At 60.3% G+C, this 12,437-nt stretch carries 12 protein-coding genes; 7 read left to right on the forward strand and 5 right to left on the reverse strand.

From position 1 onward, the window contains the following. Window positions 1-159 precede the first annotated feature (159 nt). From ABVN21_RS23605 to aspA, 3 genes are all read right to left on the reverse strand, one after another. Window positions 160-1,167 carry an AraC family transcriptional regulator gene (locus tag ABVN21_RS23605; RefSeq protein ID WP_339552497.1) on the reverse strand — a complete coding sequence of 336 codons (1,008 nt, stop codon included), beginning with the start codon at window positions 1,165-1,167 and terminating at the stop codon, window positions 160-162. A gap of 196 nt (window positions 1,168-1,363) precedes the next feature. Beyond that, window positions 1,364-2,368 (reverse strand): asparaginase, encoded by a 1,005-nt coding sequence (locus tag ABVN21_RS23610; RefSeq protein ID WP_339552498.1) that lies wholly within the window; start codon window positions 2,366-2,368, stop codon window positions 1,364-1,366. 225 nt (window positions 2,369-2,593) lie between these two features. Beyond that, complete coding sequence (gene aspA, locus ABVN21_RS23615) at window positions 2,594-4,018, reverse strand: aspartate ammonia-lyase (RefSeq protein ID WP_020797941.1); 1,425 nt, start codon at window positions 4,016-4,018, stop codon at window positions 2,594-2,596. Between the two features lie 180 nt (window positions 4,019-4,198). On the opposite strand from aspA, the gene ABVN21_RS23620 reads away from it, so the two are divergent. From ABVN21_RS23620 to ABVN21_RS23640, 5 genes are all read left to right on the forward strand, one after another. Further along, window positions 4,199-5,116, forward strand: coding sequence for a LysR substrate-binding domain-containing protein (locus tag ABVN21_RS23620; protein WP_339552499.1), 918 nt, complete (start codon window positions 4,199-4,201; stop codon window positions 5,114-5,116). Between the two features lie 307 nt (window positions 5,117-5,423). Continuing rightward, on the forward strand, window positions 5,424-5,915 hold the full coding sequence (gene purE, locus ABVN21_RS23625; RefSeq protein ID WP_017341565.1) for a 5-(carboxyamino)imidazole ribonucleotide mutase: 492 nt from the start codon (window positions 5,424-5,426) through the stop codon (window positions 5,913-5,915). 11 nt (window positions 5,916-5,926) lie between these two features. Further along, window positions 5,927-7,009, forward strand: coding sequence for a 5-(carboxyamino)imidazole ribonucleotide synthase (locus ABVN21_RS23630; protein WP_339552500.1), 1,083 nt, complete (start codon window positions 5,927-5,929; stop codon window positions 7,007-7,009). 111 nt (window positions 7,010-7,120) lie between these two features. Continuing rightward, window positions 7,121-7,366 (forward strand): GlsB/YeaQ/YmgE family stress response membrane protein, encoded by a 246-nt coding sequence (locus ABVN21_RS23635; protein WP_033059272.1) that lies wholly within the window; start codon window positions 7,121-7,123, stop codon window positions 7,364-7,366. Between the two features lie 87 nt (window positions 7,367-7,453). Beyond that, the gene (locus ABVN21_RS23640) at window positions 7,454-7,990 is read left to right on the forward strand and encodes a DUF3299 domain-containing protein (protein ID WP_339552501.1); all 537 of its coding nucleotides are present in this window, start codon (window positions 7,454-7,456) and stop codon (window positions 7,988-7,990) included. Window positions 7,991-8,065: 75 nt separating this feature from the next. Here ABVN21_RS23640 and ABVN21_RS23645 read toward each other — a convergent pair whose 3' ends face one another. Then, a complete protein-coding gene (locus ABVN21_RS23645; protein ID WP_339552502.1) occupies window positions 8,066-8,965 on the reverse strand; it encodes a D-hexose-6-phosphate mutarotase in 900 nt (299 codons plus the stop codon). Between the two features lie 72 nt (window positions 8,966-9,037). Next, the gene (locus ABVN21_RS23650; RefSeq protein WP_007942704.1) at window positions 9,038-9,442 is read right to left on the reverse strand and encodes a hotdog domain-containing protein; all 405 of its coding nucleotides are present in this window, start codon (window positions 9,440-9,442) and stop codon (window positions 9,038-9,040) included. A gap of 362 nt (window positions 9,443-9,804) precedes the next feature. Here ABVN21_RS23650 and ABVN21_RS23655 point away from each other — a divergent pair, with 362 nt between their 5' ends. Together ABVN21_RS23655 and ABVN21_RS23660 are read left to right on the forward strand one after the other, a co-directional pair. Then, complete coding sequence (locus ABVN21_RS23655) at window positions 9,805-11,103, forward strand: MFS transporter (RefSeq protein ID WP_339552503.1); 1,299 nt, start codon at window positions 9,805-9,807, stop codon at window positions 11,101-11,103. Window positions 11,104-11,335: 232 nt separating this feature from the next. Beyond that, window positions 11,336-12,337 carry a phosphate ABC transporter substrate-binding protein PstS gene (locus tag ABVN21_RS23660; protein ID WP_219094666.1) on the forward strand — a complete coding sequence of 334 codons (1,002 nt, stop codon included), beginning with the start codon at window positions 11,336-11,338 and terminating at the stop codon, window positions 12,335-12,337. Window positions 12,338-12,437 lie beyond the last annotated feature (100 nt).

Genomic DNA, 12,437 nt, shown 5'->3' on the forward strand with positions numbered 1-12,437 from the left:
ACACAGTCTTGCGGCGCGAACGGTTTTGGAGAACGACAGGAAAGGCCAAAAAGGGATTAATGTGGCCAAAAAAACTGACCGAAATTCGCCCCTATGCCAGGCCAAGCACGACGCCGTTGCGACTGAGGTGTAGCGGCCTCATCGCTGGCAAGCCAGCTCCTACAAGGGGCGGTGCTGCGGGCGGAATTGGCTGGGCGCGACTCCGCTCCAGCGCACAAACGCGTGGCGGAAACTGGCGGTTTCGCTGAAGCCCAGCGCCTCGGCGATTTGATAGATCGGCAGTTGATCCTCACAAAGCATTTGCTTGGCTTGATCAAAGCGCAATTCGTCGAGCAATCCCTGATAGCTGCAACCCATGTCCTTGAGATGCCGGCGCAATGTCCGCGCCGAGCAATTCATCTGTTCGGCCAGGCCTTCGAGGCCTGGCGCCGCATTCAACTGCGCGCTGAGTATTTGCCGAATCCGTCCCAGCCAGGCCTGGCGTCCAGTGAACTCCAGGTTCTGTTTGCGGCAACGTTCGGCCATGGCCTGATGGGTGATGACATCGGCCAGTGGCAATGGCTGATCGAGCCAGCGCTTGTCGAAGGCAAAGGCGTTGTCCCGTGCTCCGAAGTGCAGCGGGCAGTTGAAGTGCTCGGCGTAGGATGCTTCATAGTCGGGCGCGGGGTGTTCGAAGCGCGCGCCCAGCAGCGGTAACGAATGGCCCAACAGGTCGTCGCAGATGACTTTCAGCGAAACCAGGCAGAACTCGGCGTTGAACACAGCCATCGCCGGGCTCTCGCGGTAATCGGCCGCGACGAACCAGATGCGCTCGCCATCGTCTTCCAGGCTCAGCCTGAAAAGTGTTCCCAGCAGCGCCGGATAACGTATCGCCAGGCGCAAAGCGTCACCGAAGGTGGCACTGGTGAGCAGCGCATAACCGAGCATGCCATAGCAGGAAACGTGCATCCGTTGGCCTAACTCAAGGCCGATGTCACGCTTGAGTGCAACGGCGTTGGCACAGACCTGCATCTCTTGATTGGTGGTGATACGCGTGTCGGACCGGTGCAGATCCGCGGCACCGATGCCACTTCCAGCCAGCAAGGCATCGCTGGTCAACCCTTCGGCCTTGAAGGTGTTGAGGATCAGCGAAACGGCGTTGAGCGTCGTGAGGTGTGAGTGGAGCATGGGCAGTACCCGTCATTGTTTGATCGGGACGGAGCAAGTAGCGTGCCGTGATCAGCACCCTCGCTTTGGCGAGGGTGCTTGGTCGTTACCAGCCGGGCCATGCCTCCAGGCAGCTTCCATGCTAGGAAAGTCACGATTCGGGGAGGGTGGTAATTATGTATATCGTTGTGGTGTCAGCATCGTGCAGGTGTGGAATTCAGCTCAGTTCGCCGCACAGATCCAGTTCAACCAGGCGTCGTACTTCAGCGCTGTCCAGCCCCGCGCCCAACAGCGCATGCAGTTTGCCGAACGCGGCTTCACGGGTCATGCCGCCACCGGACAGTACACCCGCGCCACGCAAGCGGCTGCCGGCTTCGTAGACATCCAGCTCGACACCACCTTCATGGCATTGCGTGACCGCCACCACAACGATGCCCTGATCCTGCGTACGCTTGAGGCTGGCGAGAAATTCGGGGTTGTCACTTGGCCCGGTGCCGCTGCCGTAGCACTCCAGCACCAGACCCTGAATGCCGCTGGCGAGCAAGCCATCCAACACCTCGGCGCTGATGCCGGGAAACAGCGGCAGCACCGCGACGTTCGCCAATTGCCTGGGCTGGTTGTAATTGAGTTGAAGTGGAATCGAAGTCGCTTTGGCACCGCCACCCTGACGCTCCAGTCGCTTGAACGGATGCCGACCAAAACTGCGCACTTTGGCGCAACGGGACGGGCCCAGTAATTCGCCGTGGAAGTACAGGTGCACGCCTGGCGCCAGGCCTTGGCCCAAAGCGACCAATGCGCCGCCGAGGTTTTCCCAGGCATCACTGTTGGTGACGCCGGCCGGCAGCATCGAACCGGTGAAGCACACGCGGGCGTTCAGGCCGAGCAATTGAAAACTCATGGCCGCAGCGCTGTAGGCCAGGGTGTCGGTGCCGTGCAGGATCAGCACGCTGTCGCAGCCCTGGACATCCACCGCGTCGACCACCGCTTCACGCAGTTGCTGCCAATAAGCCGGCGTCATGTTGGCGCTGTCGATCAGCGGCGACATCTCGCGAAAGCGCCACTGCGGCACCACAAGATCGGGCTGGCTGAGCAGGTACTCGCGCATTCGCGCTTCGAAACCGGACGCCGGGGCCAGGCCGTTGGCGCTGGCTTGCATGCCGATGGTGCCGCCGGTGTAGAGCACCATGACGTGCTGGGCGGCAGGGTAGGTCGAGGAATTCATGGAGCTGCTCCTGCATGGGGTTCTGCACTTTAACCGAACAGCGTCGCCGGTAAGATCAAAAAAACGCAGGTTCGCCTTCCCCGTAGCGGCTGCCGAAGGCTGCGATCTTTTGACTTTTTCGGGCAGACAAAAAAAAGGGCCTGGAGATTGATCTCCAAGCCCTCAAAAGGTGAGAGGTGTCTAGTCCCTCGACCTGGTGAGCGGTGCTACCAATAACGCGTCGGATCAGGCTTTAAGCGGAACCAGACGCGGAGCAATCATGTTTTCCGGGCGCAGGATGTCGGCGAGCATGGCGTCGTCGAGCAAGCCTTCTTCGCGCACCAGTTCCAGCACGCCGCGGCCGCTTTCGAGGGCGATACGGGCGATGCGGGTGGCGTTTTCATAGCCGATGTACGGGTTCAGCGCAGTCACTAGACCGATCGAATGCTCGACCAGTTCACGGCAGCGCTCTTCGTTGGCGGTGATGCCGGTGATGCAGTGTTCGCGCAACATGTCCATGGCGCGTTGCAGCAGGCGGATCGAGTCGAAGATCTTGAACGCGATCAGCGGCTCCATCACGTTCAGTTGCAGCTGGCCGCCTTCGGCCGCGATGGTCAGGGCCAGGTCGTTGCCAATGATCTGGAACGCTACCTGGTTCACCGCTTCCGGGATAACCGGGTTGACCTTGCCTGGCATGATCGAGCTGCCTGGCTGACGCGCCGGCAGGTTGATTTCGTTGATGCCGGTGCGTGGCCCGCTGGACAGCAGACGCAGGTCATTGCAGATCTTCGACAGTTTGACCGCGGTGCGCTTGAGCATGCCGGAGAACAGCACGAAGGCGCCCATGTCGGACGTGGCTTCGATCAGGTCGGCGGCTGGAACCAGCGGGTGGCCGCTGATGGTCGCCAGACGCTGAACGGCCAGGTGCTGGTAACGCGGGTCGGCGTTGATGCCGGTGCCGATCGCGGTGCCACCCAGGTTCACTTCTGTCAGCAGTTCAGGTGCCAACGTTTTCAGGCGCGCCAGGTCTTCGCCCAACGTTGTGGCGAAAGCACGGAATTCCTGGCCAAGGGTCATCGGCACGGCGTCTTGCAGCTGGGTACGACCCATCTTCAGGACGTGGCTGAATTCTTCACCTTTGGCGGCGAACGACTGGATCAGGCTGTCGAGGCTGGCCAGCAGCGCGTCGTGACCCAGCAGCAGACCCAGGCGGATCGCAGTCGGGTAGGCGTCGTTGGTCGACTGCGCCATGTTCACGTCGTTGTTCGGGTGCAGGTACTGGTATTCGCCTTTCTGGTGACCCATGGCCTCCAGCGCGATGTTGGCGATCACTTCGTTGGCGTTCATGTTGGTTGAAGTGCCAGCGCCGCCTTGAATCATGTCCACCACGAACTCTTCGTGGAAATCGCCGCGGATCAGACGTGCACAGGCTTCGCTGATGGCAGCGTGCTTGGCTTCGCTCAGATGACCCAGCTCGCGGTTGGCGTCAGCGGCGGCTTGCTTGACCATCGCCAGGCCGACAACCAGTTTCGGGTAATGCGAAATCGGAACGCCGGAGAGACGGAAGTTGTTCACCGCTCGAAGGGTCTGGATGCCGTAATACGCTTGAGCCGGTACTTCGAGTACGCCAAGCAGGTCTTTTTCTGTGCGGAATGATGCAGCGGAGGACATGATAGAAATCATCTCAATATGGACCCGGTCTATGCCGGAACACTGCAAATGCTAGGCTTGTGGAGAATTTTGGGCCAATGCTGTTAAACACTGGCCTATGCACATTCGGCATAATGCCTGTGTGACGCCGTGTGGGCGGCGAGCGTGTGACCTAAATTGGTGCGTGTCCGGGAGGACGTGATGAATCTGGAAAGTAAATGGCTCGAGGACTTCAGTGCCCTGGCCGCCACCCGCAGCTTCTCCCAGGCGGCGGAGCGTCGCTTCGTGACCCAACCGGCCTTCAGCCGGCGGATTCGTAGCCTGGAAGCCGCGCTGGGGCTTACGTTGGTCAACCGTTCACGCACGCCGGTCGAACTGACAGCGGCGGGGCAGTTGTTCCTGGTCACCGCGCGGACTGTGGTCGAACAACTCGGTGAAGTGTTGCGCCACCTTCATCACCTGGAAGGCGGGCAGGGTGAAGTGATGCAAGTTGCGGCGGCGCACTCACTGGCGCTGGGTTTCTTCCCGCGCTGGATCGCGCAACTGCGCAACGAAGGCTTGAATATCGCTACGCGGCTGGTCGCGACCAACGTGGGCGACGCGGTGCATGCGCTGCGTGAAGGCGGTTGCGACTTGATGCTGGCGTTCTACGACCCGGACGCAGCCATGCAGATGGACCCGGAGATCTTTCCGTCGCTGCACCTGGGTAACACCGAAATGCTGCCAGTCTGTGCGGCAGACGCCGACGGCAAGCCATTGTTCGACCTGGAAGGCGAGGGCAGTGTGCCGCTGCTGGCCTACAGCGCCGGTGCCTTCCTCGGGCGTTCGGTGAACATGCTGCTGCGCCAGCGGGCGCTGCGATTCACCACGATCTACGAAACCGCCATGGCCGACAGCCTCAAAAGCATGGCGCTGGAAGGGTTGGGGATTGCCTGGGTGCCGCAACTCAGCGTGCGCGCGGAACTGGCTCGCGGTGAACTGGTGGTCTGCGGAGGCCCGCAATGGCATGTGCCGTTGGAGATTCGTTTGTACCGCTGCGCACTGGTACGCAAGGCTAACGTTCGATTGTTGTGGCGCAAGCTTGAGGGCGGTGCAGCGCAAACCCCCACCGCCCTGTAGGAGCCGGCTTGCTGGCGATCCAGGCGACGCGGCCCGCCTGACACACCGCTCGACTGGATTGCCAGCAAGCCGGCTCCTGCATCGGGATTTGCGGTGTGTGTTGGCTGACCTGCGAGTCAATAAAACCGCTGCTTTGCGCCGTATGACGGATGGTCGCCACGGGGGCTGTTTATCTGCTCCATTGAGGTATACTGCGCGGCCTTCGGCCGGTTCGCCCGGCCATAATTCGTACAATCAAGCCACGCATTTTGCGTGGCTTGTTGTTTTTTGATGCGCCTGCGGGCGCCCAGAGAGAAGAGGCACGACGATGAGTGCATTGGTTGGCGTGATCATGGGCTCCAAGTCCGATTGGTCCACCCTTAGCCACACCGCCGATATGCTGGAAAAGCTCGGCATCCCTTACGAGGTGAAAGTGGTCTCTGCCCACCGCACCCCTGACCTGCTGTTCCAGTACGCTGAAGAAGCCGAGGCGCGTGGCATCGAGGTGATCATCGCCGGTGCCGGCGGCGCGGCGCACTTGCCTGGCATGTGTGCGGCCAAGACCCACCTGCCGGTGCTGGGCGTGCCGGTGCAGTCGTCGATGCTCTCGGGCGTTGATTCGCTGCTCTCTATTGTGCAGATGCCGGCGGGCATTCCGGTCGCTACCCTGGCGATTGGCAAGGCGGGCGCGATCAACGCAGCGTTGCTATCAGCGAGTATCCTTGGCGCCAAGCACCCGCAGTTCCACGCGGTGCTGAAAACCTTCCGTGCTGAGCAGACAGACAGCGTCCTGGAAAATCCAGACCCACGCATCGCCTGAGGTTGTTGACGATGAAGATCGGTGTAATCGGTGGCGGCCAGTTGGGCCGCATGTTGGCGCTGGCGGGTACCCCGCTGGGCATGAACTTCGCTTTCCTGGACCCGGCCCCGGACGCCTGCGCCGCTGCATTGGGCGAGCACCTGCGCGCCGATTACAGCGATCAGGACCACCTGCGTCAGCTGGCCGATGAAGTCGATCTGGTGACCTTCGAGTTCGAAAGCGTCCCGGCGGAAACCGTGGCATTCCTCTCGCAATTCGTCCCGGTCTACCCGAGTGCCGAAGCCCTGCGCATCGCTCGTGACCGCTGGTTCGAAAAGAGCATGTTCAAGGACCTGGGGATTCCAACCCCGGCGTTCGCCGACATCCAGTCGCAAGCTGATCTGGACGCCGCCGTGGCTTCCATCGGTCTGCCGGCGGTGCTCAAGACTCGCACCCTGGGTTACGACGGCAAGGGCCAGAAAGTCCTGCGTACGCCTGAAGACGTGGTCGGTACGTTCGCCGAGCTGGGCAGCGTCGCTTGCCTGCTGGAAGGCTTCGTGCCCTTCACCGGTGAAGTCTCGCTGATTGCCGTGCGTGCTCGCGATGGCGAAACCAGGTTCTACCCGCTGGTGCACAACACCCACGACAGCGGCATCCTCAAGCTGTCCGTGGCCAGCACTGACCATCCGCTGCAAGCCCTGGCCGAAGATTATTCCAGCCGGGTGCTCAAGCAGCTGGACTACGTCGGCGTGATGGCGTTCGAGTTCTTCGAAGTCGACGGTGGCCTCAAGGCCAACGAAATCGCCCCGCGCGTGCACAACTCCGGGCACTGGACCACCGAAGGCGCCGAGTGCAGCCAGTTCGAAAACCACCTGCGGGCGGTTGCCGGTCTGCCATTGGGCTCGACGGTCAAGGTTGGCGAAAGCGCGATGCTCAACTTCATCGGTAAAGTACCGGAGACCGAGAAGGTCCTGGCCATCGCCGATTGTCATCTGCATCACTACGGCAAGGCGTTCAAGGTCGGCCGCAAGGTTGGTCACGCCAACCTGCGTTGCGCAGACCGCGAAACGCTCGCCGCGCAGATCCTCAAGGTCGAAGCGCTCATCGCCGAGTAAAACAGTTTCATGTGGCAGCGGCGGAACCATTGAGGGCCCGCCGTTCTCTCATGGCAGGATGCGAAAGTCTGACTAGGCTTTCGCATAACTATCCATACAGAGGGAAATGCCATGGGAATTATCGGAACCATCTTTATCGGCTTGATCGTCGGCCTGCTGGCGCGGTTCCTGAAACCGGGCGATGACAGCATGGGTTGGATCATGACCATCCTGCTCGGTATCGGCGGTTCGCTGGCGGCCACTTATGGCGGCCAGGCCCTGGGCTTCTACCAGGCTGGCCAAGGCGCAGGCTTCCTCGGCGCACTGGTTGGCGCGGTGATTTTGCTGGTGATCTACGGCCTGATCAAAAAGAACTGATTCAGCGACAAAGCCCTCTCTGCCAAATACGCAGGGAGGGCTAGAATGCTCGGCGTTCCACTGTCCTCTTCTTTGCCGAGCACGTTTATGCGCCGTCTTCTGTTGTCTCTTCTTCTCCTGGGTACAGGCCTCGCCCACGCCGGCGAATTGCCGGAAACCGACTGGCTCGAACTGATGCCAAAGTCGGATCAAAAGGCCCTTGAGGCCATGCCTGAAATCGACCACAACTCCCCCGAAGCCACTGGCACCTTTACCGAAAAAGGTGGCATGAAGCAGAGCAAAGGCTTGCCGGCGGTGATGTATTCAACCAAGACTGTGGCGTCGATGAACGACAAGAACATCCGTCTCGGGGGTTATCCGGTGCCGCTGGAATCCGACGCCAAGGGGCGCAGCACGTTGTTCTTCCTCGTGCCATATCCGGGCGCCTGCATCCACGTGCCACCGCCGCCACCGAATCAATTGGTGCTGGTGCGTTATCCAAAAGGTTTGAAACTGAACGACATCTACACGCCGCTGTGGGTGACCGGCACGCTGAAGATTGAGAAGGTCAGCAATGATTTGGCCGATGCGGCGTATGCGCTGGATGCGGCGAAAGTGCGGGTGGTGAAAGAGTCAGACTTGTAGAAACACGGTAGGAGCCGGCTTGCCGGCGATAGCGATCTTGAGGACGCCATCGCCGGCAAGCTGGCTCCCACAGATTTAAAGCGGTTTGCTGCCGATGCTCACACCCAACGTATGACTCGCACCCGGCGCCAGGTTCACCACATCCCCCATCACATTCGCCGTCTCGATACACAGCATGCGCTGCCAGCCATCGTCGGCCATGTCGCTGAATGCTGCAGCGCGGTCGATCCAAGGGTTCCAGATCACCGCCGAGCGCGAACCACTGCTGGTCAGCTCGATGCGCCGTTCCCATTGCGGGTCGACGATGCTCAGCCGTGCGGGTGTATCGAGGTAAATGCGATCCGTCTCGCCGGCAAAGTGCAGATCACCGGTCTGAGTGACGGTTTTCCAGTCTTCCAGCGTCTCGATGTAACTCAAGCCATCCAGCCCTTCGACATGCACGTTGCGCACGTCACTGACCGCGAAGTAGCTGTGCAGCGCCTGGCTGATAGTGACGTTTTCTGCGCCCTGATTGTGGCTGGTCAGGCTGATGTGCAGCTGTTCATCCAAGCGAATGTTCAGCTTCAGGTCCACTTGGTGCGGCCAGCCCGGCAGGCCACTTTCAGGGTAGGGCAGGAGGAATTCGACCTTCAGACTTTCGCCCTCGGCTTCGATGCCGCCCAATTCCCAATCCATCGCTCGCACCAGACCATGCGCTGCCGCCGGTTCGTTGCTGACGCGCATCGCCTGAACGCTCTGCGGGTTGCGCGCCAGGTTACCGAACCATGGCCAGCACACCGGCACACCGGCACGGATGCTTTTGCCGGTCTTGAACACCGCCTCGTCGTTGAGCCAGATGATCGGTGGCTGGCCAGCCAATTGATAACTGAGGATGTGCGCGCCTTGTTGGGCAACCAGCAATTCGGCCTGACCGTGGCGGATGCGCCAGCAGTTCAGTTCATCCAGTTTCACGGCTTCAACGTTGGGCGTGTTCATGAGACAGCTCTCGATCAGTAACAGGAGTGCAATGGACCGCGAAGCAGTCGTCGGGTTTAACGCAGCCCTGGTTTAACGAGCTCTAGGCGGAACCGATCGGGTGCGGCCGCTGCCATCGATGGCCACGAACACGAACACCGCTTCGGTCACTTTACGCCACTCGCTGGACAGCGGATCGTCGCTCCAGACCTCGACCATCATCTTGATCGAGCTGCGGCCGATTTCCAGTGCCTGGGTATAGAAGGAGAGCTGAGCGCCCACCGCTACCGGAACCAGGAACGCCATGCGATCGATCGCAACCGTCGCCACGCGACCACCGGCCACCTTGCTGGCCATCGCCGTGCCGGCCAAATCCATCTGCGCCACCAGCCAGCCGCCGAAAATATCGCCAAAGCCGTTGGTTTCGCGAGGAAGTGCGGTGATTTGCAGGGCCAGGTCGCCTTGCGGGATCGGATCTTCTTGTTCGAGCTCTATCATGCCGGGGGTGCCTCTGACCCGTGACTCTTCGTTGGTAGTGCTGGTGGTAGCCGTCTTCAGGAAAAACGATTTAGCACCGAACATACTACGTTCGTCACGTTTTCCATAAGGCGCCTAAAGGGAAACTCTGCGAAATCGCCTATGAACCTGAGAGGCGTTTTCGCACAGCAACCCTTTCAAACTGCAGCAAGATTGCGAGTATATCGGTCGATAGACTCCGATACGACCGTCCGGTTCTAATTTTGACTGCCTTACAGGCGCTCTATGTTCTTTTTCGAACAATTTGCTATCTTGCCGATCCTGCCCGAGCCCTTGCCAGAGTTGTTGGGGCGGCAGACTTGACTCTAAGAGAAGCCCTTGCCATGACCACAGCGCCCTCGAGTATCGCGCAGCCGAGCCAATCTGCACGTCCGCTGACCCGCAACGACTATAAAACCCTATCGCTGTCGGCCCTGGGTGGTGCATTGGAGTTTTACGACTTCATCATCTTCGTATTTTTTGCCACCGTGGTGGGCAAGCTGTTCTTCCCGGCGGACATGCCCGAATGGCTGCGCTTGATGCAGACCTTCGGCATCTTTGCCGCCGGCTACCTGGCACGGCCGCTGGGCGGCATCGTGATGGCGCACTTCGGCGACCTGCTGGGGCGCAAGAAGATGTTCACCCTGAGCATTTTCATGATGGCCGTGCCGACCCTGATCATGGGCCTGCTGCCGACTTATGCGCAGATCGGCATGTGGGCACCTATCCTGTTGCTGGTGATGCGAGTGATCCAAGGCGCGGCGATTGGTGGTGAAGTACCGGGCGCCTGGGTCTTCGTTTCCGAACACGTGCCGCAACGGCACATCGGTTACGCCTGCGGCACGCTGACCAGCGGCCTCACGGCGGGCATCTTGCTCGGTTCTCTGGTCGCCACGGCGATCAACAGCATCTACACCCCGGCGGAAGTGGCGGATTACGCCTGGCGGATCCCGTTCCTGCTGGGCGGTGTGTTCGGCCTGTTCTCGGTGTACCTGCGCCGCTGGCTGCACGAAACCCCGGTATTCGCCGAGCTGCAACAGCGCAAGGCCCTGGCCGAAGAAGTGCCGCTGCGCGCCGTGCTGCGCGACCATCGTGGTGCGATCGCGATCTCCATGTTGCTGACCTGGCTGCTGTCCGCCGGCATTGTGGTGTTGATCCTGATGACACCCACCGTATTGCAAACCGTCTACCACTTCTCGCCAACCACTGCTTTGCAGTCCAACAGCGTGGCGATCGTATTCCTGAGCATCGGCTGCATCGTTTCCGGTGCTCTGTCGGATCGCTTTGGCGCGGGCCGGGTGTTCGTGTTCGGGTGCGCCGCGTTGCTGGCCAGTTCCTGGACCTTCTATCACAGCCTGGCTGAGCATCCCGACTGGCTGTTCCCGATGTACGCCTTGACCGGCTTGCTGGTGGGCACCATCGGTTCGGTGCCGTATGTGATGGTCAAGGCCTTCCCGCCGGTGGTGCGCTTCAGCGGTTTGTCTTTCTCCTACAACGTGGCCTACGCGATTTTCGGTGGCTTGACGCCAATGATCGTCAGCTTGCTGCTCAAGGAAAGCCCGATGGGCCCGGCGTATTACGTGGCGGTGTTGTGCGGGGTGGGGATTCTGGTGGGTGCTTATCTCTGGAAGAAGGGTCGCTGATCCCGAAAACATTCATTGCTGTACCGGCCCTATCGCCAGCAGGCTGGCTCCCACATTGAAATGCATTCCAATGTGGGAGCCAGCCTGCTGGCGATCAGGGGGGCATGATTATCCCGGTAAAAACTCGAATACTGGCCTTTCATCCAATTGTCATATTTCAGCCATAGAGTGTTCACACGGCCTGCTGATACTTGGCCCCGACTTAACACACCCTATCTGCTAGGAGTAAGGCATGAAACTGAAGCGTTTGATGGCGGCAATGACTTTTGTCGCTGCTGGCGTTGCGACTGCCAACGCGGTTGCCGCTGTTGACCCTGCTATCCCGAGCTACACCAAGACCACTGGTGTGTCGGGCAACCTGTCCAGCGTTGGTTCCGACACCCTGGCCAACCTCATGACCCTCTGGGCTGAGAACTACAAAAAAGAATACCCGAACGTAAACATCCAGATTCAGGCCGCTGGCTCCGCCACTGCGCCACCTGCGCTGACTGAAGGCACCTCCAACCTGGGCCCGATGAGCCGCAAGATGAAGGACACCGAACTGGCCGCCTTCGAGCAGAAGTACGGCTACAAGCCAACCGCCATCCCGGTTGCCGTGGATGCCCTGGCTGTGTTCGTACACAAAGACAACCCGATCCAGCACCTGACCATGGAACAAGTCGACGCGATCTTCTCGTCCACTCGTCTGTGCGGCGCTAAAACCGACGTGAAAACCTGGGGCGACCTGGGCGTGACCGGCGACCTGGCCAACAAGCCAGTTCAACTGTTCGGCCGTAACTCGGTATCCGGCACCTACGGCTACTTCAAGGAAGAAGCCCTGTGCAAAGGCGACTACAAGCCAAACGTCAACGAACAACCAGGCTCGGCTTCGGTCGTGCAGTCGATCAGCTCCTCGCTGAACGGCATCGGTTACTCGGGCATCGGCTACAAAACCGCTAGCGTGAAGACTGTGGCCCTGGCCAAGAAAGGCAGCACTGACTTCATCGAAGACACCGAAGAAAACGCCCTGAACGGCAAGTACCCGCTGTCGCGCTTCCTCTACGTGTACGTCAACAAAGCCCCGAACAAGCCTCTGGCCCCGCTGGAAGCTGAGTTCGTGAAACTGGTTCTGTCGAAACAGGGCCAGGAAGTTGTAGTGAAAGACGGCTACATCCCGTTGCCAGCCAAAGTTGCTGCAAAAGCACTGGCTGACCTGGGTCTGCAGGAAGGCGGCGCCGAAGTCGCAAAAAAGTAAAACCCTGATCCGGGGCTAGCCTCGGATCTGTAGGAGCCGGCTTGCTGGCGATGGCACCACCGCGGTGAGCCCGTCGGACAGAGTCGACAGGATCGCCAGC

The organism is Pseudomonas sp. MYb327 (assembly GCF_040438925.1).
Lineage (GTDB): Bacteria > Pseudomonadota > Gammaproteobacteria > Pseudomonadales > Pseudomonadaceae > Aquipseudomonas.